General features: G+C 42.1%; 19 protein-coding genes. 14 read left to right on the forward strand and 5 right to left on the reverse strand.

What is annotated here, in order from left to right; all coding sequences use genetic code 11:
* The first annotated feature begins 6 nt into the window (after positions 1–6).
* The 7 genes from B6K83_RS12970 to B6K83_RS13000 all read left to right on the forward strand — a co-directional run bounded on the left by B6K83_RS12970 (position 7) and on the right by B6K83_RS13000 (position 13518).
* Positions 7–1206 carry a FecR family protein gene (locus B6K83_RS12970; protein WP_085285357.1) on the forward strand — a complete coding sequence of 400 codons (1200 nt, stop codon included), beginning with the start codon at positions 7–9 and terminating at the stop codon, positions 1204–1206.
* Between the two features lie 17 nt (positions 1207–1223).
* On the forward strand, positions 1224–7205 hold the full coding sequence (locus B6K83_RS12975) for an Ig-like domain-containing protein (RefSeq protein WP_085285358.1): 5982 nt from the start codon (positions 1224–1226) through the stop codon (positions 7203–7205).
* Between the two features lie 26 nt (positions 7206–7231).
* Positions 7232–8071: an MBL fold metallo-hydrolase gene (locus tag B6K83_RS12980; protein ID WP_085285359.1), complete on the forward strand. Its 840-nt coding sequence runs from the start codon at positions 7232–7234 to the stop codon at positions 8069–8071.
* The gene (locus B6K83_RS12985) at positions 8072–10288 is read left to right on the forward strand and encodes a CHASE2 domain-containing protein (RefSeq protein ID WP_085285360.1); all 2217 of its coding nucleotides are present in this window, start codon (positions 8072–8074) and stop codon (positions 10286–10288) included. It begins immediately after the preceding gene.
* 6 nt (positions 10289–10294) lie between these two features.
* Positions 10295–11905: a GAF and HD-GYP domain-containing protein gene (locus B6K83_RS12990; protein WP_085285361.1), complete on the forward strand. Its 1611-nt coding sequence runs from the start codon at positions 10295–10297 to the stop codon at positions 11903–11905.
* A 57-nt stretch (positions 11906–11962) separates the two neighbouring features.
* On the forward strand, positions 11963–13087 hold the full coding sequence (locus B6K83_RS12995; protein ID WP_085285362.1) for an XdhC family protein: 1125 nt from the start codon (positions 11963–11965) through the stop codon (positions 13085–13087).
* A gap of 74 nt (positions 13088–13161) precedes the next feature.
* Positions 13162–13518, forward strand: a complete 357-nt coding sequence (locus B6K83_RS13000; RefSeq protein WP_085285363.1) for a hypothetical protein — start codon at positions 13162–13164, stop codon at positions 13516–13518.
* A gap of 40 nt (positions 13519–13558) precedes the next feature.
* Here B6K83_RS13000 and ubiT read toward each other — a convergent pair whose 3' ends face one another.
* Positions 13559–14116, reverse strand: coding sequence for a ubiquinone anaerobic biosynthesis accessory factor UbiT (gene ubiT, locus B6K83_RS13005; protein ID WP_233144010.1), 558 nt, complete (start codon positions 14114–14116; stop codon positions 13559–13561).
* Positions 14117–14347: 231 nt separating this feature from the next.
* Here ubiT and ubiU point away from each other — a divergent pair, with 231 nt between their 5' ends.
* The 4 genes from ubiU (at position 14348) to B6K83_RS13025 (ending at position 17608) form a co-directional block, all read left to right on the forward strand.
* Positions 14348–15343, forward strand: a complete 996-nt coding sequence (gene ubiU / locus B6K83_RS13010) for a ubiquinone anaerobic biosynthesis protein UbiU (protein ID WP_085285364.1) — start codon at positions 14348–14350, stop codon at positions 15341–15343.
* Between the two features lie 93 nt (positions 15344–15436).
* On the forward strand, positions 15437–16318 hold the full coding sequence (locus tag B6K83_RS13015) for a U32 family peptidase (protein ID WP_085285365.1): 882 nt from the start codon (positions 15437–15439) through the stop codon (positions 16316–16318).
* 166 nt (positions 16319–16484) lie between these two features.
* Complete coding sequence (locus B6K83_RS13020) at positions 16485–17174, forward strand: pseudouridine synthase (protein WP_085285366.1); 690 nt, start codon at positions 16485–16487, stop codon at positions 17172–17174.
* Positions 17175–17308: 134 nt separating this feature from the next.
* Positions 17309–17608, forward strand: coding sequence for a hypothetical protein (locus B6K83_RS13025; RefSeq protein WP_085285367.1), 300 nt, complete (start codon positions 17309–17311; stop codon positions 17606–17608).
* Positions 17609–17628: 20 nt separating this feature from the next.
* On the opposite strand, the gene B6K83_RS13030 is transcribed toward B6K83_RS13025, so the two are convergent.
* From B6K83_RS13030 to mfd, 4 genes are all read right to left on the reverse strand, one after another.
* On the reverse strand, positions 17629–18387 hold the full coding sequence (locus B6K83_RS13030; RefSeq protein WP_085285368.1) for a substrate-binding periplasmic protein: 759 nt from the start codon (positions 18385–18387) through the stop codon (positions 17629–17631).
* A gap of 40 nt (positions 18388–18427) precedes the next feature.
* Entirely contained in the window at positions 18428–18718 is a 291-nt protein-coding gene (locus tag B6K83_RS13035) for a DUF1244 domain-containing protein (RefSeq protein ID WP_085285369.1), read from the reverse strand.
* A 50-nt stretch (positions 18719–18768) separates the two neighbouring features.
* Complete coding sequence (locus tag B6K83_RS13040; RefSeq protein ID WP_085285370.1) at positions 18769–20331, reverse strand: CsiV family protein; 1563 nt, start codon at positions 20329–20331, stop codon at positions 18769–18771.
* Positions 20332–20467: 136 nt separating this feature from the next.
* The gene (mfd, locus tag B6K83_RS13045; RefSeq protein ID WP_085285371.1) at positions 20468–23980 is read right to left on the reverse strand and encodes a transcription-repair coupling factor; all 3513 of its coding nucleotides are present in this window, start codon (positions 23978–23980) and stop codon (positions 20468–20470) included.
* Between the two features lie 266 nt (positions 23981–24246).
* Here mfd and B6K83_RS13050 point away from each other — a divergent pair, with 266 nt between their 5' ends.
* The 3 genes from B6K83_RS13050 to B6K83_RS13060 all read left to right on the forward strand — a co-directional run bounded on the left by B6K83_RS13050 (position 24247) and on the right by B6K83_RS13060 (position 26612).
* Positions 24247–24909, forward strand: a complete 663-nt coding sequence (locus B6K83_RS13050) for a YehS family protein (RefSeq protein ID WP_085285372.1) — start codon at positions 24247–24249, stop codon at positions 24907–24909.
* Positions 24910–25028: 119 nt separating this feature from the next.
* On the forward strand, positions 25029–25478 hold the full coding sequence (locus tag B6K83_RS13055; protein ID WP_085285373.1) for a hypothetical protein: 450 nt from the start codon (positions 25029–25031) through the stop codon (positions 25476–25478).
* A 147-nt stretch (positions 25479–25625) separates the two neighbouring features.
* Entirely contained in the window at positions 25626–26612 is a 987-nt protein-coding gene (locus B6K83_RS13060) for a YeiH family protein (protein WP_085285374.1), read from the forward strand.
* The last annotated feature ends 28 nt before the right edge of the window (positions 26613–26640 follow it).

The following is a 26640-nucleotide window of genomic DNA, read 5'->3' on the forward strand; positions in this document are numbered from 1 at the left end:
TACAAGATGAATAATTTTACGGTTTCAAAACGTAACTTAATTAGCCGAATCCTCACTTATACAGGGCTCTTTTTTGCTACCTTAAGTATGCAGTTTAACGCTTTTGCCAATGACGTTGCAGGTAAAACCATTTTAGCTAAAGGTCAAGTATTAGCCATCGATGAAGACAGCAAGAAAACCCGTCAGTTAAAACGGCGCTCGGAAATTTTTAGTGTTGATAACATCTCTACCGGGAATAAAAGTAAAGCGCAATTTAGCATGTCCGATGGAGGTTTGATTACTCTAAAAGAAAATACCGAAATTCTGATTAGTAATTACCAGTTTAATCCAGATGCAGGAGAAGCGTCGGCAACACTTGAAGTGGTAAGCGGTGGTTTGCGTTCTATCAGTGGTTTAATCAAAAAGAGTGGTGGTGATTATCAAGTAAAAACTCCTGTTGGGAGTATTGGTATACGCGGTACTCACTTTGCGGTAGAGGTAGTTGGGGATGATGTTTTCTTTGCCGTTTATAGTGGCAATATTGATGTGCAATTAAATGATCAAAGTACATTGTCACTCGGCGGAGCAGAAGACTTTAATTTTGCTGCAGTAAATGCTGAAGGGGAAATTACTCGCATGACGCAGGCACCGGCGAATATTTCTTTAGGTTACTCAGCAGCATCAGACAATGAAGACGAAGCAAATAGTGAAGAAGGTAATGCTGAGGGTGACGCTTTAGCGCAAGAGTCAAGTACCAGCCCCTTAAACTCGGTTGAAACTGAGCTTGATGCCGTTGCCGATAATAGTGTTTATACCGAGTCTGAATGGCAAGGCATGACGGGCACTGCAATTGAGGAGTTATTAGCGCAACGTACGGGGACACTTGATTATAGCGATGTCATTCAAAGTAGTGTTGTTTCTAGCGTTGGGCAAGTGAGTGACTTTGCTATTAGCATGACCATTGATTTTGATAATGCTTCAGTACCAGGCGGCACATTGAGCTTTTCAGACAGTGAAGGTGAGTGGTTTGCTGCGTATTCAGGGTTGATAAATATGGATCAACTAGATTTGGGAATCAACTTTGCCTCTCATGGCAATAATAGAGCAGACGGCATTATATTTGCCAGTTTTGCTAACGGCTTAGATGAAATTATCGGTGGCTTTAACTTGCATGAAATTAATAACCCACCAGTGAATGCTGGTGGCTCGTTTAAAATACAGCCATAGACTCAGGAGGAATATATATGTTTAGTAGTAGGTATTTATTCATTATTGCTTCCTTGAGCTTAGCTGCCTGTGGTGGTGGCGAAAGTCAAACGACAAGCGAGAAAACCTCAGAGCAAGTTGCACCGACCGTACCTGAGGCAATAATTACGGTTGATTTATCAGGGAATGCAGGGGCTACACTTTCATCAGTAAAGCAGGTTAACGGTACAGAAAGCACCAATAATGCAGAAATCAATAATACGTTTTCTAATGCAACTGGAACCTTAAGGCGTGCTAGTTCAAGCCTTAACGTGCAAGGTAATTTGACACTAGGTGTCAGTGCATCAGATGAAGATGTATTGAGAAAAGTGTCACTTTATCTTCCGAATGTAAAGCGCACCTTCGAATTGTGTGCTTTAGATTGCACTGCTGACTTTCAAGCAACAGTGACCGGGTTTAACCCGCAACTAGCTAATGAAAGTGCAGGAGCGTTAAGAGTCGAACTTATCGTAGAGGACAGCTTAGGTAATCGTGCTCTTGTAGATGCATTAAATGTAAATTGGCAGCCAATTCAAGTGTCAGCCATTAATGCCACGCGAGAAAGCGGGACTTTGTCGGTATCATGGTCGGGCAATGCAAGTTTGGAGCGCTATAACGTCTATGCGGCAACAGAGCAGGGGATCACAAACTTAAATGCCTTAGAGCTTGAAAATGGGGTACAACGACTGGCCATTAATGGTAACTCAGCGACATTTACAGATGCTGAGCCTAGCAAAGATTATCACCTACTGATTACGGGGATTGATGGCGGCGGTGAAAGCGGAAGTTCACCGGCTATAATTATTCCGCGAATAGTAGGGCAAGTTAATGTGCCTCCCGTGGCTAATAATGATAGTTTTCAAGTCAATGAAGATGAAAGTATAACGGTCAATGTACTGGAGAATGACTTTGACCCTGATGGTCAATCCATTCAACTAGACAGTATATTATTGCAGCCGCTTAATGGCACTTTAACTGTGAGTGAAAACGGCAACCTTACTTATCAGCCAAGGGCAAACTTTAATGGTAGCGATAGTGTAAGTTATCAGATTATAGATAACGAAGGCGCACGGGCTCAAGCCACAGTTTTTTTTGAAGTTTTGGCGGTTAATGATAACCCTGTAGCAATAAATGATACTTATGGTGTCGACCCAACTGGTCAAATAACCGCGGATACTACCAACTTACTGAGCAATGACTCTGATGTTGATGGTGATACCCTGCGTATTAACCCAATACCTGTTGTTGAACCAAGTAAAGGTAGTGTGATCATTAATGTTGATGGTAGCTTCTCATATCAATCAACTGGTATCTTGATGGCCAGTGATGAGTTTGTTTACCAAGTAGAAGATGGTTTTGGTGGCTCAGCAAATGCGACAGTGACAATACTACCTAGTGGCGATATATTACCGCCAGTAGCGCGTAATGATGTTTACCAAATCGACGAAGATAAAACCTTAGTTATTGATAATGTAAACTTAGGTCTTTTAGGTAATGATAGCGACCCAAATAATTTAGCGATTACGCTACAAGAAAGCTTACTTTCCCAACCTCAGCATGGGCAATTAAATTTAGCTTTAGATGGTACTTTCACTTATATACCCAATAGTAATTTCGTTGGTGTCGAGCAATTTCAATACCAAATAAAGAATGAAGCAGAGCTTTTGTCAGAAGCCTTTGTCACTATAACCGTTAACTCTATAGCTGATATCCCTATTGCGCTTGATGATAATTATCAAGGATTTGAGGATACAAAGTTAGTAATCGATGCATTATCTGGACTTTTAGTTAATGATGTCGATTTTGATAACTCTAGGCTAACAGTTAATACCACGCCAATAAACGCGCCACAAAAAGGTACATTAACATTGGCGCAAGATGGTAGTTTTGAGTATATGCCCAATGCAGACTTTAACGGAGTTGATAGTTTTACTTATCAAATCGTTAATGAGAGTCAATTAACTAATACGGCGAATGTTACTTTGACTATTCTACCAAGTAACGATGCGCCAACTGCCATCAATGATAGTGTTACCATCAATGAAGATAGCAGTATTATTTTTGATGTTTTAGCCAATGATAGTGATAAAGATGGTGATAGCATTGCGTTGGTGTCAGTCGATAATAGCATAGCTAATGCCAGTGCAAGTATTGTGAATGACAAAGTGCAGGTCATTCCTGAGCCAAACTTCTTTGGCGAGATTAATGTAACTTATACAATTGCAGATAGTTTCAATGCAGTGAGTACAGGAAGGTTAACAGTCACAGTGCTAGCCGTAAACGATCTACCTTTAGCCATTAATGACAGCTTCAGCCTAACTGAAGACGGTGCGTTAAATATACTGGTTGGCGATGCGAACCAATTGTTAAGCAATGACAGTGATGTTGATGGAGACAGCTTAACAGTCAATACCACGCCGGTTGTGAATGTCAGTAACGGTAGCTTAACTTTGGGCACCGATGGTTCATTTATCTACATACCCACAGCTAACTTTAATGGCACGGATAGCTTTACTTATCAAGTCAGTGATGGTAATGGTGGCACAGATAGCGCGACCGTCAGTTTAACGATTAATGCATTAAACGATTTACCGATCGCAGATGACGCTAGTTTCACGCTTAATGAAGATAGCAGCTTACCGGGAACTCTCGTCGCCAACGATGTCGACGGTGACACCTTAACCTTTAGTGTGGTCACCGGTAGTGATGTTAATAACGGCAGCTTAACGCTTAATAGTGATGGCTCGTTTACTTACAGTCCCGCGCTTAACTTTAATGGCCTTGATAGTTTTACCTACCAAGTCAGTGATGGTAATGGCGGCACAGATACCGCAACTGTCAGTTTAACGATTAATGCATTAAACGACTTACCGATCGCAAATGACGCTAGTTTGACGCTTAATGAAGATAGCAGCTTACCGGGAACTCTCGTCGCCAACGATGTCGACGGTGACACCTTAACCTTTAGTGTGGTCACCGGTAGTGATGTTAGCAACGGCAGCTTAACGCTGAACAGCGATGGCTCTTTTACCTATACACCAACAGCTGACTTCTTTGGCGCTGATAGCTTTACTTACCAGGTTAATGACGGTAATGGTGGCACGGCTAATGCAATAGTCAACTTAACCATACAGGCGGTAAATGACGAGCCACTCGTTTCACCGCAAACCTTTAATGTTGACGAAGATAAAACTGCTGGTGATGCGGTAGGCACTGTATTAGCAAGCGATAAAGAGGGCGATACACTCACCTTCTCATTAACCGCTGGCGATACTGGTTTATTTCAAATAGATGCTAATACCGGCGCAATTACTGTCAAAGGCGTAACACCATTAGACTTTGAAACCACTGCCCAGCATAGTGTTACCGTAACCATAGACGATAATGGCAGCCCGACACCAGAGTCAGCTACGGCTGTTATTACCATTAATGTTAATGATGTGCTTGAGGGAAGTGCAGTATCTGAAGTGGCAGGTTTTGGTCGTGCTGTATTGGGCTCACTAGAGCTTACCGGCAGCAAAACCCAAGCTAAGCTAAATAACGCAGTTACCGTTGCGAGCAAAGTATATTTTATTGGTAGTGTCGATAATGTTGATAAAGATGTTTCTGTTGTTGCCTACAATAATGACGGCTCGTTAGATACAAGTTTTGATGGCGATGGCAAGAAAGTCTTTGATTTTGGTGGTAATGAGTATGGCAAAGCAATTGCTGAAATCGCTGGAGACTTATTTCTTGTTTTTGATCGAGATTATGGCGCTTATACTGAAGCTTGCTTTTTAAAAATTGATGCTACTGGTGCTATAGTGACAAGCTTTGCTGATAATGGCTTGCGCTGCACAAATGAGCAAAAAATCATCGCAATTAATGATGCTGTTTATATGGAACAGCCTATCATTCAAGGAGTTAGTACGTTGCCTAGTGATAATCATCCCGCTATCGTTGCGGTTGGCAAAATACAAGATAATGGTAGTGATGATACCGATACATTGATTATTCGCGTTGATGAAAATGGCAGTTTTAAAGATTTCACACCACTTGATGGCGGTGATTCTGAGCATATTAGGCGTGATGTCAGCGCTGCTAACCTAGATGATGAAGCCACCACTTTATATAACCCGCATAATGTAGAGATTATGCTCGCTGGTAACGTTGAAAGAGGTAGTGAAAGCGATATATTCGCATGGATATTGAATCCAAAAAACTCAGATCTCAATTATGATAACTTCAATACATCGCAACCATTAATAATTGATGTATCGGGTAATAATCTAGACGACAAAGTACACGCCATAGGTGGCGAAAACTTTGGGGGTGGCGGACACACTGCGCATATAGCGGGTTCTACGATAAACGGTGGAGAACAAGATGCCTTTATTATAGAGCTTGATAGTTTTGCCGCCTATGTGCCGAGTTTTGGCACTAACGGCATTGCCATTTATGATGTCGATGGCACTCCAGGTACAGGTACGAGTGAGTTTACCGGTTATGTTTATGATTATGGTAACGACGACTTATATTTAACTGGTAATCTATTTGATGGTACTAATTCTCAACTTTTTTCGACTCGTATTTTTAAAGCCGATGGCAGCGTAGATAGTGCCAATTATGGCGTCAATGGTTATCAGGTGATCGACTATGCTGGAAACAATGCTTACGCCTTATCGATGAGTCAAGGAAGTGGTCAAGAAATGTGGGCAGCAGGCTATGTTGAGTCAGGCAGTGATACTAACATGATTATCAGCGCTTTTGATTCTAGCGGAGACGCCTACAACGGCAATGACTTTGTTAATGGTAAGAATACCTTAGCGCACTCCAGTGCGCCATCAGACGATACCGTAGCGCAGGTTATTCAAATTCAAGTAGGTGCGCAGAGCGGTAAGTTCTTGGTTACTTCAACCGCGAACGATGGTGTTAATAGCCATATTGTTTTGACCAGATTCACCAGTGCTGGATTACTTGATACTAGCTTTGATACTGACGGTCATAAGCAATTAAAAATTGGCACCAGTGCAGAAGTCAAAGGGGTGTTCGAATTAGCTGATGGCAAGTTTATTGTTTATGGCACTGTCACTGAAGCGACTGTTAATAATGGTTTTATAGCCCGTATAGAGCAAAACGGTATTTTAGATTCAACCTTTGCCAACAGTGGCATTTATACCACTGCCGCATTGGGGGCGAACAATATTCATTTCAACCAAGTTAAAGCTGACAGTTTAGGCAACATTATTGCCGTGGGTAACTATGATATCGGGAGTAAAAGTGCCTTGGTATTACGTTTAACCGCAGCGGGTGCAATAGATACCTCATTTAATAGCTTAGGCTATGTGGTTGGCGCGAATACTGATGATTACTCTGCGCTTGAGATAGATGGCAGTGATAACATTTATGCTGGTGGTAACCGTAATACCGGCAGTCAAGATATGTTATTGATCAAGTATTTAACGACCGGTGCCGTAGACTCAACCTTTAATAGCAACGCGGGTGAACTGGTTGTTGATGTTGCCGGCGGTGATAATAACGTAGAGTTTATCGGCTTTGACAGTAGTAACAATTTGTACTTGGTGGGCAATGATTTAGTAACTTTATCTGATGATAGAATAGCTGTTGTTAAAATATCGAGTACTGGTGTTTTAGATAATAGCTTTTCATCAGACGGTAAAGCCAGTTTAAGTATGGCGCCGATCACTGCTGATTCAGGCATGACAAGTGCAGCGATTGATAGCAACGACAATATTGTGGTGGTGGGCTTTAGTGATGCTTTGGGGAGTCGCAGGCACATGATAGGGCGCATAACCCCAACGGGTAATTTAGATAATGTCTTTGACTTTAATGGCTATGCAAGAATTGATACCTGTAGCAATACAGCCCAGTTAACGTCATTGATCTTACTTAATAACAGCTCATTTATTGTTGCTGGACAATGTTACGTTAATGGCACAGAAAAGAAAAATATCGACGTTAGTCATTACCAACTTAATTAAGTTTTACAATAAAAATAAGAGACTTTATGAGAGTAGAATTTTTCGGTGTTCGGGGCTCAACTCCAACACCGGGTAAACATACCCTATTATTTGGCGGCAATACTTCTTGTGTTTATATTTCCTTGGCAAGTGGCGAAGATGTTATTTTAGACTCAGGAACAGGTATCGTCGCTTTAGGAAATCGTTTAGCCGACGTTAATAGTGAGATCAATATCTTATTAACGCATAATCATTGGGATCATATTCAAGGTTTTCCATTTTTTCGCCCCATTTACCAACCTGATCGTAAAATTACGATTATACCTGGGGCAATTGACGGAGCTGACAAAGACGCGATTTTAACGCAAATGTCAGGCTCTAATCACCCAATAAAATACCCACAATTACCGTCAAACATTTGTCTTTTGGCGGATAAGTCTTTAGCCAATAGCTTTGAAATCCCCGGTTTTATAATCAACACCCAGCGCTTAAATCATCCCGATGGCGGCAGCGCATACTGTCTATTGGCGTCAGGTAAGAAAGTTGCTTATGTTACCGATAACGAATTAAGCTCGCCAAATCAGATGCATACCTCTTGGCAGCAATGGCTAGACTTTATTGCCGATGCCGATATGTTAATTCACGATGCTCAATATATTGACGCCGACTTGCCGGTAAAGTCAGGCTGGGGGCATAGTACCTTTTCAGAGGTGGCAAAATTAGCCTGTCAAGGCAAGGTGAAAAGCTTATATATTATTAGCCATGATCCGACTCGTAGCGATGATGAGTTATTAGCCATAGAGCAGCAACTGCAAACGCAATATCAAGGTCAGCTCAATATTTATTGCGCGCGCGAAGGCACAGTCGTGGACTTGGCCAAGTCATAGATGTTTGCTCATTTGCGTTCGAAAAGTTTTCTCGTGGGTATTGCCATAACTTTGTTAGTGATTGGCTTGAACTATATTCGTGTCGATAACGTACAAAAACTGCTGCAACGTGTGGAAGGAATTTTATACGATGCCCGTTTACTCGCAACCTTACCCGCCCAACCGCGAAAGTTTGATGAACAAGTGATCATCATAGATATTGATGAAAAAAGTATGCGCGAGCAGGGTCGCTACCCGTGGAGTCGTGGAAAAGTCAGTGAGCTGGTTCAAAAGCTCATGGATGCCGGGGTGGTGGTAGTCGCGTTTGATATTTTTTTCGCTGAGCCAGAGCGTAACCCTGTTGAGCTTGTTATCGCCAATAACCAGCACTTAAATGCCAAACAGCGTACGCAGCTAGCTCAGCTTGCCGATTCGGTCGACTTTGATAACACCTTTGCACAAACCCTGAAAAATTCCGAAGTGGTATTAGGGTTTCTATTTGATGATAGTGCAGAAACGTCTGGTCAGCTGCCAGAAAGTGTTATCGACTGGCAACATAACAGTGAGCAACTATCAGAAATCGGCCGTTTTAGTAAGGTATTGGCCAATATCGCGCCGTTACAATCTGCCGCCACTGGTGCAGGTTTTATTAATTCCGTGCCAGAAAGTGATGGCTTTATCCGAAAAGCTTCTTTGGTGCTTAATTATCAAGGGCAATTGTATCCGTCATTGGCTTTAGAGGCGGCGCGTGTTTATACCTTAGCTGAACGCATTCAGGCGAAAAGTAAAGTAACCGCCAATGCTACTTGGCTGCAAGGTTTGAGCTTCGGTAATCACTTCATTCCCACCAATGAAAAAGGTCAAATATTTATTCCTTATAAAGGGGTAGAGCGTAGTTTCCCGTATATTTCTGCCACCGATGTGTTAAATGATCGTGCTGGTGCTGAATTATTGGCAGGCGCGGTGGCTTTTATTGGCACTTCAGCAGTCGGTCTGGCAGATTTGCGAACCACATCAGTAGGCGTGCAGTACCCAGGGGTAGAAGTTCATGCTAATGTTTTTGAAGGTTTGATACACCCTGAAATTTTACCTGTTGAACTCGATTTTACCTTAGCGATTGTTTTTACGTTACTATTAGTGACCGGCACTGGCTTGTCAATGCTAATGGTTAAGCAAGGTCCGAGCAGAATTTTGATTATTTGCATCGTGAGCTTTGTGTTACATGTTGGTTTTAATTGGTACTGTTGGTGGGCGCTAAAAATAAGTTTGCCGTTATTTCAGGTCTTATTATTAATCACCTTGTTAACGATTTATTATGGTTCGGTTGGCTTTGTTTCAGAAAATATAACCCGCAAAAAAATAAAAAGCATGTTCGATCAATATGTACCGCCGGCGTATATTGAAAAGCTCATACAATCTGATCAAGGCGCTGAGCTTAAAACAGAGCGTAAAGATATGTCGGTACTTTTTGCTGATATTCGAGACTTTACCACCTTATCAGAGCAGTTTACGCCAGAAGAGTTAAGTGACTTTTTAAAAGAGTACTTAACAGAAGCGACACACATTATTTTTGATAATAAAGGCACGATAGATAAATACGTCGGTGATATGGTGATGGCATTATGGAATGCACCGTTAGATGATGCCGATCATGCCATAAATGCCGTCCTTAGCGCATTGAAGTTGATAGCCTTAACGGAGTCCTTAAGTGCACGCTTTGTTGACAAAAATTGGCCGAAAATTCAAGTTGGTATCGGCATAAGTAGCGGTGAAATGGTAGTCGGAGATATGGGCTCGACTTACCGTAAAGCCTACACTGTGCTCGGCGATGCGGTAAATTTAGGCGCAAGAATAGAGGCCTTGACCAAATATTATGGCGTTGATATTTTAATCTCTGATAACACCTATCAAGCAGTTATAAAACATGATGTTATCTGTCGAAAAGTTGATAGAATACGAGTGAAAGGTAAACTCAATGCCGTGGAGATATATCAGCCGTTAGGCTTAGCGACAGAGCTTAGTGACGATGTGCAAGCCGATGTGATATTACATGAAAAGGCTATTGAAAAATATTTGTCTGGGGACTGGCAACAGGCGTTAATCTTGTTTCAGCAATTGACCGACCATGCTAATTTACCGACAAAAGTATATAGTATCTATAGTGAACGAATAGCGAACATGCGCGGCGATATTAATGCAAGTGAATGGGATGGTGTTTATAGCCATGAAAGTAAATAATTTATTATGAAAAAAGAATCATCACAGCAAGCAGCTTTTCAGCATCTGTTAGATATCAGTATTCAATTAAGTAAAGAAGAAAATACTGATTTGCTGATGGAAAAAATCTTATTTGCCGCGGTTGAAGTCGCTCATGCCGATGCTGGCTCTATTTACCTTGTCAACGACGCCAAAGAGCTAGAATTTCGTACTATCTATAATAAAAGCATGGGTTTGCACTTAGGGGGCAGTTCAGGTTCTGCCATTAACTTTCCCGGTGTACCACTGTTTATTGATGGTGAGTATAATCGGTCCGCGATAGTTGCTCATGCGGCTAATACCGGTGAAGTGATCAATATTGATGATGTTTATGCTACGTTGCCGTTTGACTTTAGTGCTGCGCGCAAAATGGACAACAAAACCGGCTATCGAACAAAGTCTATGTTGACCTTTCCATTGCAAGATCATACTGGTGACATCATCGGCGTTATACAATTAATTAACGCGATAGAAAACGGCGAAATTATCAGCTTTTCTTCCGAGGTCGAGCAGCAGTTATTATCGTTTGCGGCCTTAGGCGCTATCGCTTTAACCAATCGGGCGTTGATTTCAAACATGGAACAATTGTTTGAGTCTTTTGCAAAAACCATAGCTGCAGCAATCGATGCAAAGTCAGCGCATACCGGTGGACACTGTAAGCGCGTACCTGAGTTAACCTTAATGATTGCCGATGCGGTCAGTGCTTATGATGAAGGCCCGTTAGCGTCATTTAAGCTGACAAAACAAGAGCGCCATCAACTGAGTATTGCCGGTTGGTTGCATGATTGTGGCAAGATAGCGACACCAGATCATGTGATGGAAAAATCAAGAAAGTTAGAAACTATTTTTGATCGTATTCACTATGTCACTGCCAAACTAGAAATTGCCAAACGCGATATTGATCTTAAATATCAAGCTGAAATGATCAAGGCACTTAAATCTGGCAAAGCAATACGAGTTGAGCAACTAGAGCGCGAGCGCGATAATGCCCAAAAACAACTGAAGTTAGACAGTGCCTTTTTGCAGAAAATTAATGTCGGCGGGGAGTTTTTAACCGACAGTCAAGAGCGTAATATCCAGAGTATTGCAGAGCGCTATCACATTGTTATCGAAAATAAACCGCAACCGGTACTGACTAGCGATGAAGTAGCAAACTTAAGTATTAAGCGTGGTACTTTAAATAATGAAGAAAGAAAAATTATTCAAAAGCACATGGATGTTACCTTAGATATTTTGCAAGCGCTGCCGTTTCCGAAACATCTTGCTAATGTTGCTGAATACGCATTGGGGCACCATGAAACTATGGATGGTAAAGGCTACCCACGAGGTTTAACCAAAGAACAAATGTCAGTGCCCGCGCGATTGATGGCGTTAGCCGATATTTTCGAAGCCTTATCGGCTGCTGATAGACCATATAAAAGTGCCAAGCCGGTCAGTGAGTGCTTAAAAATTATGAGCAACATGGTGAAAAACAACCATCTTGACGGTGATTTATTTGCTATTTTTGTCCGTGCAAAAGTATATGAGCAATATATTCATGCCTTTGCCGATCCTCAACAACTTGATGAAGTTGATGTTGAAGCCTTACTGAGCGAGTAACTGCGCCTGCATACGATTGCAACATTAAATTACCAGTATTAATACAGAGGCAAACTCTTGCTTAATAATCACTCACACTACGCGCTAATCGAACATTATTTGCAACAACAAGGTGAGCTTGCCTGGGTCATGGCAACCATAGTGAATAAAGTGGGCTCTAGTTATCGCTCGCCGGGGGCAATGATGTTAGTCAATAGCCTAGGGCAATCACAGGGGCTCGTCAGTGGTGGCTGCCTAGAAGCGAATATTGTCTTGCAAGCAAAAAAAGTGTTTGATACTGAGCAAGCACGCTATATTGAATATGATATGCGTGAAGAAGAAGGCTATGCCGCTGAGTTAGGGGTAGGTTGTAAAGGCAAAATTGGCATACTATTGCAATATTTAACGCCTGGTCATACCCGGTTGTTAACACGACTTTTTCAGCGCTTACAACAAGGGCAAACAAGCTATTTACAGCACCGCTTTGTTAGTACCGAGTTAGACTCCCTCAATACCTTGCACTTATATGCCGATTCAGGCGAATGGCTAATGAGCAGCTCGTTGGATCAAGATAGCGCGCAACACATCTTGCCGGAAAAATTCGTAAACAGTCAGAACAAGCATCAAACTTATCAACTTGCACAATCAGCGTTATCTTACAGTAAGATATCAGCCCCGATAAACTTGTGGTTATTTGGCGGTGGCTCAGATGCGCTACCTTTAGTAAGCATGGCAGCACAGTTAGGTTGGCAGGTTACGGTTGTTGATCATAGATCCAGTTATGCGCGCGCCAGCCATTTTAAACACGCCAAACATATTGTTAGTGTTCACCCTGACGACTTCTGCGATTTTGCCGCACTAGAAAAAGCCGATGCTGCAATATTAATGAGCCATAATTTACAACTAGATGCGGCATGGCTTTCCATATTACATCAGCAAAGTAAGGCCCAATATATTGGTTTATTAGGGCCCTTGGAGCGTCGACACAATGTTGAAGCGCAAAGTAACATTCGCGATCAAGCTTGGTTGTCTCAGCATGTTAATGGCCCCGCCGGTTTGGATATTGGTGGCGAATTGCCTGAGTCGATAGCCTTGTCGATTTTAGCGCAGTGTCATAGCGTGTTACACCATCGAACGGGGCAATCGTTATCGGGGCGATTTATCAATAAACCCAATACCGACAGTGAAACATTTACAGAATAGGAACTAGATCAAATTAAATATTTTTGCATTCATTACAATGAGCGTCATTAATAGCGCTGCTTTTTGGGGGTTGAATGTTGTATTTGTATTTAGGCTATATTGCAGCGCAATTGTATGCGGTGACTGAAAAAATTATTGTCTCTCAGATATCGGCATTAGCAATATTTTTCTCAATTGTGGTGTTTTTTCTTTGGTCGAGCTTTCCTGTCGCCGGCTACTTATTGGCAAAATTATTGCGCGCCAAGGGGGCACTTAACCCTAAGTTATTATTTGTTTTTGGCTGTAGTTTTGGCGTTTTAGAAAACACGTTATTTCATTACAATATTTTAAGCTATGGACAAGAAACGTTAGGTACCTTTATTGTCTTTTGTTTGTCGTTTGCGCTGGCATATTTTAGTGACAACAAACCAACATTTAAGCCAGCACTATAGCCACTAAACCATAACGGATAAATTAAGTTTCAGCAGAAAACTAAACGTTTGCCGCTTGCTGCTTTATTTCTTGCTGTGTGTGTTCAACTAAATCAGCAAGGCTATTAATTACCTTATGTACACTACTGGGTAGGGCGTCGAGATCGAGAGCGTCAATTAAGTTTTTTACCGCTAAACCGAGTTCAGTATCCCCTTCAATTTGTAATCGACGTTGAAAAAACAAAGTATCTGGGTCTTGTTTACGGCCGGCAATGAGCAATAAATCATCGCCAGCGGCACTAAAGCTGACATCTTCCGGTATAGCTTGGCTCGGCGCTGCCATGATTAGCTGCCCTGCTTGAAAGCTTAACCACCAATGTAGTTCAATATCGGTGATGGATATTTTCAGCCATTTGTCAGTTAAAAAAGCAAAATCGCCATCGTCGAGCGCTTCTTTAAATACTGAATGTAGGGCGGGAAGCAGCAAAGATTTTTGTACGGCAAAGGGCACAAAACGCATACTTGGCTTTAATAACTTTGGCACCAGTGACAGAGTATGGCGACGCACACTAAAAGGAAGTTGATGTAAATTAAAGGGACGACTAAACAGGCTAATCACGGCTTTTCCTTATTTTGCGATGCTTGGCAGGCAGCACAATAGCGGCCTTTATTTTGGTCGCTAAGGTTAACATGCGAGCTGTTTAACTTTTATGAAATAGATCAAGGATAGCCGCATACAATAAATTAATCATTAACGATAGCGAGTTTATGCATTAGTTATTTTATATCAAATAATGTCCTTGCCAAGCTAGGTACACTGCAGCCTCTACTTAGTTTAGCGTGGAATGTTATGGAACTATTATGCCCGGCAGGTAATTTACCTGCCTTAAAAACGGCCATCAACAATGGTGCTGATGCTGTCTATATCGGGATGAAAGATGATACGAATGCCCGACACTTCGCTGGTCTTAATTTTAATGACGGTAAATTGGCGAAGGCAGCTGACTATGTGCATCAGCATGGTAAAAAGCTGCATGTCGCGATAAATACTTTTGCTCACCCTGGTGGTGAAGAGCGTTGGCGCACTGCAGTTGATAATGCGGTTGCTATCGGCTGTGATGCCTTAATTATTGCTGACTTAGGCATTTTAGATTATGCCGCCACGAAATACCCAGATGTTGAACGCCATGTTTCTGTGCAGGCCTCTACCACCAACTTAACTGCCATAGAGTTTTTTAAAGACAACTTTGCCGTAGAGCGCGTGGTGCTACCTCGGGTATTGTCAGTGCAACAAGTGCGGCAATTAGCAAAAAACAGCCCTGTTAAGCTAGAAGTATTTGCCTTTGGCAGCTTGTGTATTATGTCAGAAGGGCGCTGTTACCTGTCATCATACATGACTGGTGAATCACCGAATACCGCTGGTGCATGTTCACCGGCCAAATATGTGCGGTGGCAAGATACAGAGCAAGGCTTAGAAAGTCGCTTAAACAACGTTTTAATTGATCGTTACCAAAGTGATGAAAATGCAGGGTACCCAACCTTATGCAAAGGCCGCTTTGAAGTGGATAATAATGTTTATCATGCCTTAGAAGAACCCACCAGTTTAAATACCTTAGAGTTAATTCCCGAGTTGGTCAAAATGGGCATTGCCTCGGTAAAAATAGAAGGCCGTCAGCGCAGTCCAGCATATGTTGAGCAAGTAGCGAAAACTTGGCGTATGGCGCTTGACCGTTTTGCGCAAAACCCAGAAAAATATCAAGTTGAACAAGCGTGGATGAACACTTTAGCGAACTTGTCTGAAGGTAGTCAAACCACGCTTGGCGCTTATCATCGTAAGTGGCAGTGATCAAAAAGGCACTTTAATCGACTTTTATCATTAATTATCGCTTGCGCCTAACGAGTCACTTGCGAGGGTGCCAGCTAATATTAGGATCTCATTATGAAACTCTCACTTGGCCCAAGTTTGTTTTTTTGGCCGAAAAACAATGTTGAAGCCTATTATCAACAAGCCTTAACCAGCAGCGCAGATATTATCTACCTTGGTGAAACTGTCTGCTCTAAGCGTCGAGAATTACGCGCCAAAGACTGGATAAACCTAGCGAAAGAACTAGCCAGTAATAGTGATAAACAAATCGTTTTGTCCACCATGACATTATTAGAGTCGCCGGCAGAGCTTCAAACCTTAAAGCGATTATGCAGTAATGGTGAGTTATTGATTGAAGCAAACGATTTAAGCGCAGTGCAAATGATGCATGAGCAAGGCTTGCCTTTTGTTGCGGGGCCGGCGATTAATTGTTACAACTTAGCGACCTTAAAAGTGTTACTTAAGCAGGGAATGAGTCGCTGGGTGATGCCTGTCGAGCTGTCAGGTGATTGGTTGAAAAAGCTACTGCAGCAAGCCGAGCAAGCCAATATTCGCCAGCAGTTTCAATGTGAAGTGTTTGCGTGGGGCTATCTACCCTTAGCCTATTCGGCTCGATGCTTTACTGCCCGTTCAGAAGATAGACCCAAAGATGATTGTCAATACTGCTGTATTAAATACCCGCAAGGGCGAAAAATGAATAGTCGCGAAGGTGAGCGGGTATTTATTTTAAATGGCATTCAAACCATGTCTGGGTATCAATATAATTTAATCAATGAAGTGCCTGAAATGGCCAGTATTGGTGTTGATATTGCACGCATCAGTGCTGATAGCGAGCACGCTTTTACTATGCTTGAACGCTTTGGCCAGCAGTTAGTTAAAGCGCAAAAATACCCGCTAGATGGCGTTGCAGAATGTAATGGCTATTGGCATAAAATTGCCGGCATGTCGGTGGCATAATGCGGTAATGCATACAAGATTACGCGCTTAGTTCACGGTAGCATTTATTATTAACACCCAGCTATCACAGTGTGATGGCAATTTGCGCTCTGACGACTTGCTAAATGTACATAAATGGCGATAATAGCGTCGCCATTTACCTGTTAGCGATAAGCGAAAACTTAGCATGCGCCTTGATAAATTTATTTGTAAAAGTACCGAACTAACCCGTAGTGAAGCTAAAAAAGTACTAAAACAAGGTAAGGTGACGGTTAATCAGCAGGTGATCAAAGACCCAGCAACACAAGTGCATGAAAACAATGCGGTTTGTATTGAGGGTGAACAACTAAGCGCCCGCAGCTCTCGTTATATCATGCTGCATAAACCGGCTAATACCATTTGCTCTAATGTTGATGAGGTTTATCCGTCACTGCTGCATTTGCTTGATGTCGATCGCGCTTTTGAACTGCATATTGCCGGTCGCCTAGACGCTGATACCACGGGTTTAGTATTAATTACCGATGATGGGCGCTGGTCTCACAATATCATCTCGCCAAAAAAGCAGTGTCAAAAAGTCTACCGGGTATGGTTACGAGACTCGTTAAAAGCCGATACCGCTGAAAAATTTAACCTGGGTGTGCAGTTGCAAGGTGAAGCGAATTTAACGCGGCCGGCTAAATTAGCAAAAGTTGCCGATAAAGAAGTGTTACTCACCATCACTGAAGGTAAATATCATCAAGTTAAGCGTATGTTTGCAGCGGTTGGTAATAAGGTGGTGGGCTTGCACCGCGAGCAAATTGGGCCAGTAAAGCTAGCAGATTTACCGCTACAACATTGGCGTTATTTAACGCCAGCTGAAGTCGACGCCTTTGACTAATACCTAACAGGGCGGCTGCTGTTGTAAGTGGTTATGACAGAGCACTAAGCTAAAAATAAAGATTAAACTTTCTGCTACATTTGCCGATTTAATAAACAATAAATGTGTTTTTTAATGTTTTAAGAGAAAGTTGAATGGATGTATCAGTTGATCTGTTACCGCCTACCTACGCGGTGAAAACAGAAACGCTCAGTAAAGAGCGTCGTCGGCAACCGTCAAATGGCAATACCTCAAAGCGCTCAAAAAAATTACCAGCAAGCGAGTCAATGGCGCCGCCAGTAACATTGGTGCCAAAGCACAATAAATTGCCTAATATCGAACGTCGTAGCGGCAAAGATAGGCGTCATCAAGCGATGCAACGAGGGCGTTGGCTAGAGTCACGTATTCGTAAAGACCGAAGAGCCAGTGCGTTACAGGTTTTTGTTAAGGTCTAGCTTAAGCAAGACCAGTGTCGTTATTTAATGCTGTTCACTAAACGCGTGAGTGTCATTTTATAGCGGTTTAATATCTTTGTGATCTCGCCGCTTGATTTTAGTTGTTCAATTACTTGGTTGATAGCTTTAACGCGCGTGCTTGCTAAGCTTGGGCTAAAAGCACAATGAATATTATCTTCACTTAGTGTGATGGTCGAATCATGGTTGCTTTTAAAAAAATAGTCGATTTCAATGGCGGAGCCTACAAAACCTGAGATGTGCTGACTGCGGTACTTTTTATAGCTGCCTTCAGGAGTTAAGCTTGCGATAGGCAGCACATGGTTATTATCAAAAAATGGTGTCAACGCTGGATAAACATAACCAAGCGTGGTGCCAATTTTCAGCTCGCTAACACGCTTGAGGTCATCAAGGCTTTTTAAACCTTGGTTATTGATCAACAGCGTAGCATTTTGATAAATAACACCACTCCACTGCAGTGTGTTTGCTCGATACCATTTAGGATTAGCGACACAACACAAATCAATAAGATTGTTTAGTAGTGCGCTTTCTATTCTTTTTCGAGGGATGGCAAGCATCTCTAATTCTAGATTCAGTCGATCAGCGATAGCATGCGTGATATCGAACAAAATACCACTGCTAGGTTGGCCGTTATTATCAAAAAACAATTGCGGGGCAATATTTTGTTGATAATAAGAGGTGCGTAGCTTTTGTTCGCTTGCTAATGTTTTGTCTGCGAGCAACGAGAGGCTTAACATGATGTAAAAGAAGTAGTTTTTCATGTAGGGTGCTCCTCTTGCCCACAGGCTTATGGTGGTGCAGTTACTTTTTTGCCTGCAATTGATTGAATTTAGCTAATTGTTCTTCAGTTGCGGGTAGCTGATGCTTGGCTTTCCACTCACTATATGGCATGCCATAAACTTGTTCGCGGGCGGTGTCAATATCAAGCGCAACGCCGAGCTTTTCTGCTTCTGCCACGGTCCATTTTGAAAAGCAATTACGACAAAAGCCTGCCAAGTTCATTAGCTCAATATTTTGTAAGTCTTTTCGACTATCTAAGTGCGCTAATAAACGGCGAAATACCGCAGCTTGAATTTCAATTTCTTTATCCATAATATCCTCAATAAATTGCTAGTTAGCCTGTCATACAGCTCAAAAGCGTGTTAATTGTTTTCTTTAGGTGTTGGTTTTGTATACGGCCTAATTTGCACTATCATGCCCATATAAGGGTGATCAAAATAATGCACTTCACCACTGATCACCCGTCTGTTTTGTTTAAAGGCAATCGCTTTCATGGGTTTAGGCATTTTATCACGAGCAAGAGAATCTGGTGCATTCGTGCTGGTGCTACTCAACTGTGCCGTGGCAAACTCGGCTAAATCTTTATCTAAAACAGAAAAGTCAGCGCTAATAAACAAGTAATGCTGTAAATGAATATTAAAAAAACCATCAATAAACCAAGGCTGAATCGGGGCGATTGGCTTAGCAATTGCTGTTGACGGCATATTAGTCTCAAACGGTGTACTTAACCGTTGCTCTAGGTTTAGGCTTGCTAATAATTCATCACTGTTGTCAGTGATATTTGCTAAGTTATCAATAATAGCCGTTAATTGCTGCTGCCGAGCTTGTGCTGCGTTTTCGGCATCTAGTGCTTGCTGCTCGGTCGCGCTTAATAACAGTGGTTGCTGGGTATCACTTGCCACCGACTGAGCTTGCAATTGTTTATTGTAGCGTTTCAACTGTTGTTGATAGTAGGCGGCAAAGTTATCACCCGCATAAATTTTTATTGGTGTTGCCTGCTTTTTTGAACGTGCTACTTGTCGCCAGCCCATATGCAATAACGGTCGAAAATTTTTGCTGTAGCGCAAGTCCGTGATCACATCGCTAAGTTGCAACGATTCACGGCTCAATAAGTGCGTTTGATTATTAATACCCTGTTCTGCAGCATCAATGCGTAATGGTACTTTATTGACGGTAAAACCATCATAGTCAAAATTAGCATCATGGTGCGATAAGTTAGCAAAAAAACTTGGCGCTAATCGGCAAAGCAGTGTTGGCTCGTTTATCGGGGTATATTGAAATTTAAGCGTTTGAAACGCTTCTTCAGCCGCTAATACCAAGCGTTGCTGGCGCTGCAGTGCTTGTTGCGATAACGGCGCATTAATGACTTCAAGGTCTAAAGAAGCTTGGCTACTGCTTGCACTGTTGGTTGTTACGCTGGCAATTGCATTGGGCGCTGCATGCTCATTATTTAGATTCACTTTTTTATCAGCTGCATCAGATATGTTATCAAGATGGTTGTTTTGCCCTAAATCGGTGTCATCAGTTAAGCTAAGTTGTTGCGCGTTATCGTTGACAGTTGTGGCAAATCCCGCCGGTGTGTGGGCAATTTCTGCGAGTGACTTAGCGCGAAAAAGCTTGGGTAGTTTTGCTTTTTGCGCCACTAAACTTTCTGCATAGTATGGCGCATCACAGCTTGGCAATAACTGCTTTAGGCTGGCAATATCCGGATTTAAATAGCGTGCTAGTAAATCTTCAGCCTGGGGATAGTTGGGCAACTCACTACGCTCTGGGAAGTGTTCTTTTAGCTGTGTTTTGTCGCCTAATTGGCTAAAAAGAATAACTTCTACTTCAAACCAGCGTTCAGCACTTTCTTGTGCTGTCGCGGCGAATGAGAGTGGCAATGCTAAGACTGCCGAGCAGAGCCATAGTCGTGTTAATTTCATTCAGTTTCCAGTTAGTGGTAGTTTAGCCAATCGATACACTCGTTATCATAGCAAAAGTAAAGCAATACTTAAATTTTCAATTAGTTAGCTTTATCAGAAGTTAACTAATTGTGGCTGTTATATTTTTAGCTAGTGTTTATGTCTCTCGCACTTGGTTTGCTAATTCGTTTAACAGGGTGGTGATCAATATAAAGCGCGCTTTAGCATCGTCAGTAGCTTGCTTAAACTTTAGTTTATTTGCCCCTTCCATTTTATATATTTTAGGCTGTTGCTGAATTAAGCCTATGATAAACATAGCGTCGACTTTTGTCTCGCTGCTAAACTCAATGCTACCACCATTAGGCCCTGCTTCGATTCGGGTGATGCCTAATTGTTCAGCTTTAAGCTTAATTTTAGCGATATGAATTAAGTTTTTTGCTGGTACTGGCAGTAAGCCAAAGCGGTCAATGAGCTCTACTTGCACTTCGTCGAGAGCTTGTTTGCTTTTACAACTAGCAATGCGCTTATAAAGACTTAACCTGAGGCTCACATCGAAAATATAGTCGTCAGGCAACAGTGCGGGTACTTTCAAGTCGACCTCAGTTTGTGTTTTCATGACTTGCTCAAGAGTGAGTTCTTTACCGTCTTTTAAGGCCGCGACCGCTGCATCTAACATTTCCATGTACAAGGTAAAGCCGACCTGACTCATAGAGCCACTTTGATCTTCACCTAACAGCTCTCCGGCGCCACGGATTTCTAAGTCGTGCGTGGCGAGGGTAAAGCCAGCACCTAAATCTTCTAAATTGGCGATGGCTTCAAGACGCTTTTTCGCATCTTTGGTCATGCGCTTTTCGTGTGGCGTAAGTAAATAAGCATAGGCTTGATGATGTGAGCGACCGACGCGGCCACGCAATTGATGTAGTTGTGCTAAGCCTAAATTATCGGCGCGATCCATAATAATGGTGTTTGCACTTGGAATATCGATACCGGTCTCAATAATGGTAGTACATACCAAGACATTATAGCGTTGGTGATAGAAGTCGCTCATAATGCGTTCCAGCTCACGTTCACGCATTTGCCCATGGGCGGTGATAATTTTCGCATCGGGTAATAGTGCTTGAATATCAGCAGCGGTTTTCTCTATGGTGTCAACATTGTTGTGGAGAAAATATACTTGCCCACCACGTAATATTTCCCGCAAAATGGACTCGCGGATCAAGGCATCGTCACGTTGTCTAACAAAGGTTTTTACCGCTAAGCGTTTGGCAGGAGGCGTGGCGATAATAGATAAGTCACGCATGCCGCCCATGGCCATGTTTAAGGTGCGCGGGATAGGTGTTGCGGTTAAGGTTAAAATATCAACATTGGCGCGTAATTGTTTGATTTTTTCTTTTTGTTTTACGCCAAACCTATGCTCTTCATCTACGATTAACAGCCCAAGATCTTTATATTTAATGCTGTTTTGCAATAGTTTATGCGTGCCGATTAAAATATCGACTTGCCCCGATTCCACCGCTTTAATAATGGCATTTTGCTGCTTAGTTGTTTTAAATCGAGACAATACTTCAATGCTAATCGGCCAATTGGCAAAACGATCGCGAAAGTTCTCATAGTGTTGCTGCGCCAATAGGGTGGTTGGTACTAAAATCGCCACTTGTTTATTGTCATTGACTGCCACGAAAGCAGCGCGCATTGCTACCTCCGTTTTACCAAAACCAACATCCCCACAAACTAACCTGTCCATGGCTTTAGGTGATAACATATCACTGATCACGGCATTGATGGCTTGTTCTTGATCTAAGGTTTCTTCAAAGCCAAAACTGTCGGCGAAAGCGCGATAGTCCTCTTTATTTCGGGTAAAACGATAGCCTTGATTACTGGCACGTTTTGCGTAAATATCGAGTAGCTCAGCAGCAACGTCTTTGACTTTCTCGGCCGCTTTTTGTTTTGCCTTACTCCAGCTGTCGTTACCTAGCTTGTGCAAGGGCGCGTGTTCAGCATCGGTGCCACTATAGCGGCTAATTAAATGTAATGATGCAACCGGCACATACAATTTAGCGTCATTGGCATAACTTAGCATTAAGAATTCAGTTGTCAGGCCACCATTTTCTATAGTTTGTAAACCCATATAGCGACCAATACCATGTTCAATATGAACAACAGGTTGACCTATACTCAGCTCGGCGAGGTTTTTGAAAATTGCATCGTTTTGGCTTTCAAGTTGTTTATTACGACGTCGTGTTTGTCGAACTCTGTCACCTAGCAAATCGGCTTCGGTAATTAAGGCGACGGCATTTTTCTTGGCGCTACCTTTAGCTTGAAAAACAAAGCCAGTGCTAAGGGCATTAACGGTAATACCTAGTAGCGCGTCGCTGTTGATAAAGTCTTCTATGCTGGCAAAGGTGCTTGGTTTGAGCTTCGCCCGTTGCAGCAACTCTAAGACGCTTTCTCGTCGACCTTGGCTTTCGGCGACAAACAACAGTTTATTGGGGGTGTCTTTGTTGTTAATAAAGCTATTGAGCAGTTCAAACGGCTGCTTGAGTTTATGATTGATGGTGAGCTCAGGGAGTGCTTGTACCGCAAATTGCACTTGTGAGCTTTTCACTTCATCTTGGTATAGATCCGCCTTTAAGTCGATACGGTCAAAGGGTTTTAAGGCACGATAAACTTCTTCGCTATTGAGGAATAACTGACTTGGCGGTAACAAAGGGCGTGTGGGATCATAGCGTCTGTCTTCGTAGCGATAATTAATATCGGTCCAGTAATGTGCTAAGGCGTGGTCAATATCACCACTGACAATCACGAGCGTGTTTGCAACAAGGTAATCGCATAAGGTGTTGGTGTGCTGAAAAAATAGCGGTAAATAATACTCAATGCCAGCGGGCATAATACCATTGCTAACTTGGTGGTAGATAGACTCTTTGTCTATGGTGCTGGTAAAGAGCTCGCGATACTGACTGCGAAATAAGTTTGTGCCGGCAGTATCGGTAGGGAACTCATGTGCTGGTAATAAGTTTATGCCGTCCACTTGCTCGCTTGAACGCTGGTTTTCAGGATCAAATAACCGAATATCTTCAATTTCGTCATCAAAAAAGTCGAGACGATATGGCGATTGACTGCCCATAGGAAATAAATCAAGGATCGCACCGCGAGCGGAAAACTCGCCATGTTCCATGACCTGTTCAACGTAGCGATAACCGCTGGCTTCTAGCTCTTGTCGCATTTGATGTAAGTCTTTGCGATCGCCTTTTTTAATGATCAGGCTGTTAGCTTCTAAGTATTGCTTTGGCGCTAAGCGTTGCATTAAAGTGGTGATGGGCACGATAACAATGCCATGCTCCATGCGCGATAATTGATACAGAGTGGCCAAGCGCTGAGAAATAATGTCTTGGTGTGGCGAAAAGGTATCATAAGGCAAGGTTTCCCAGTCGGGAAATAAACAAATAGGCAACTGCGCTTGTTGGTTTAAGCTGGCAAGCTCTTGCTCTAATCGTAATGCTGATGGCGTATCATGAGTTAATAATAAAATGGGCTGCTGCGTCGATAATGCACCATGAAATATTGCTAAAGTGGCACTACTACCCGGCAAATTTTGCCAGCTTTTCTTATCGGCATTTTTGCCTCTACGTTTAGCTAAAACCGGGTTAAATAAACTTACATTTTTACTCATGGTAGTGGGTCACTAAAAAAATTTTTGCTATCTTAACATGAGTTTGTTGGCTGAATTAACCGTTAAATCAAGCATGCTTGCTTAAATCATAACTAAACTATCAGCATTACAGTGCAGATCTGGGTATTTAAAGCGTGTATAATAGCGCACCATTGAATTATGACAGTGAATTATGACAGTGTTAACACTCAAATTGTCGGCAATTATGCTGTGAATAATTTAGCTAACACTAACCAACAACAACGTCAGGTTTTTTGGAGAAGTTTTTGACTAATAACGATGTTTTACGTCGCCTAAGATATACTTTTAATTTTAACGATCAAAAGGTTATTGCTATTTTTGCGGCCGGAGAAGTCACGGTAGCACGCGATCAAATTAGCAATTGGTTAAAAAAAGAAGATGATCCCAGTTACGTTAATTGCCCCGATAGCACCTTTGCGGCATTTTTAAATGGCTTTATTAATGAGCGTCGTGGCAAAAAAGATGGTGCGCCTGCGAAAACGGAAAAACGCTTAAATAATAATATTATCCTGACCAAACTGAAAATAGCCTTTAATTTAAAAGCCGAAGATATTATTGACATGCTAGCGCTAGTGGGCTTTCGTTTGAGTAAGCCAGAATTAAGTGCATTTTCTCGCAAAGCGGATCATAAAAACTACCGTGAATGTAAAGACCAAGTGCTGCGCAATTTTTTACAGGCGGTAGATAAGAAGTTTCATGTTCAACGTCGCGCTAAAGTTCAGAAAAACAATAACAATGTTGATGAAAAGCAAGATAAGCTTGCGGAAACATTAGCAAATAAAAATTATAAAAGCGCAAAAGCTAACGCCAGTAAAATTTATCATAACCCTAATAAAACGCCTGCAGCAGCCAAGAAAACCGAGCGTAAAGTATTAAAACTTAAGCCAAAAGATATTTGGGGAGAATAACTTTCGCCTTGAAATTTTGTTGTGTTAGCAACTAGGTATGCTATAAAACTGATGTGCTATAACTAAGTTATATTGTTACTTGTTCGATTCTAAATAAAGATAAAAATAAGGAATTAATCATGTCAGAGAATACAGAAACACCAACAATGCTTGCGCGACCCTCTTGGTTTATGCCGGTTGCTATAGTGGCACTGTTGTGGAATTTATTAGGTGTAATGGCTTTTGTCGGTCAAGTTACCATGACACCGGAAGTGCTAGGGCAATTATCCGAGCCAGAGCAAGCACTGTATAACAATACGCCGTTTTGGGCAACAGCGGCTTTTGCGCTTGCTGTTTTTGCGGGGGCTTTAGGTAGTTTAGCCTTGTTAATGAAAAAAGGTATTTGCTATCAGTTGTTTATTGTCTCATTGCTCGGCGTTTTGGTACAAATGTTCCATGCATTTGCACTGAGTAACTCGTTTGAAGTTTATGGCGCTAGTGGCACTATCATGCCGATATTGGTGTTAGTTATTGCTTTTGCCTTAGTACGTTTGGCGGCTAAAGGTCATAACAATCATTGGTTTAGTTAACGGCGGTCTAACTAAGCTATAATCTTATACTTAAGCCTGTGTTTGCAGGCTTTTTTATTAAATAATGACTGCTCAGAGTCATATGTTTGGCGATTAAGCCGATTGTAAATATCGATGAAAAAATTCATTTACCGGTAATACCTTTCTATGTGGTTAACAATACAAACTAAATTTTTGGGCATGGTGCTATGCGCAATTGCCGCGATTATAGCTAGCTTAGTGGCAACGCGATATCAAGCGCCGGTGATGCTGTTTGCACTGTTGTTAGGATTGGCGCTACACGCTTTTTATCGCAACAAAAAAGTGCAAGCTGGTGTTAACTTTTGCTCGCGCGAGTTACTGCGCTTTTGTGTCGGCTTGCTAGGGGTGCGAATTGCCTTTGCAGATATTGTTGCTTTGGGTATAGCGCCACCTTTAATTGTTATGGTCAGTATGGGCTTAACGATATTACTTGGCGTTTTATTGGCGCGTATTCTAGCGCTGCCAAAAACTTTTGGTGTATTATCAGGCGGTGCCGTGGCTGTGTGTGGCGTGTCGGCTGCCGCAGCCATTGCAACCGTGTTACCTAAAGATAAAGCACAAGAAAAATACTTTGCCATGACCGTCATTGGCATTACTACTTTTAGCACATTATCGATGATTTTTTATCCTCTACTTGCTAGCTACTTAGGCTTTTCTGACCAGTTAGCGGGGGTTTTTCTTGGTGGCGCAATTCATGATGTTGCCCAGGTCATAGGCGCAGGCTATACCGTATCGCATGAGGCTGGCGATGTTGCCACTTATATTAAGTTGCTGAGAGTGGCTTTATTAATGCCGATAGTGATGATGGTATTTTTTGCCTTTAAGGAAAAAGATAGCAAAATGAGCGGTGGCGTTAGTGCCTTTATTCCGGGCTTTTTGATCATGTTTTTCGTGTTAGCGTTACTTAAAAACCTTGGCTTAATACCGCTATGGTTAATCGAGTTCATTCGTAGTCTGTCGAGTCACTTACTAGTGGTCGCTATTGCCGCTATTGGTGTTAAAACATCATTAAAACAAGTGTTAAGCTTAGGTTGGCGCCCAGTAGTGTTAATGGCAAGTGAAACGTTAATATTGGCGGGTTTGATCATCACCGCATTGATGGTTTTTTATTAACTGCCATGCCAAAGAGCTCTTGGCGGTA

The sequence above is a fragment of the Colwellia chukchiensis genome, from assembly GCF_002104455.1.
GTDB classification, from domain to species: domain Bacteria; phylum Pseudomonadota; class Gammaproteobacteria; order Enterobacterales; family Alteromonadaceae; genus Cognaticolwellia; species Cognaticolwellia chukchiensis.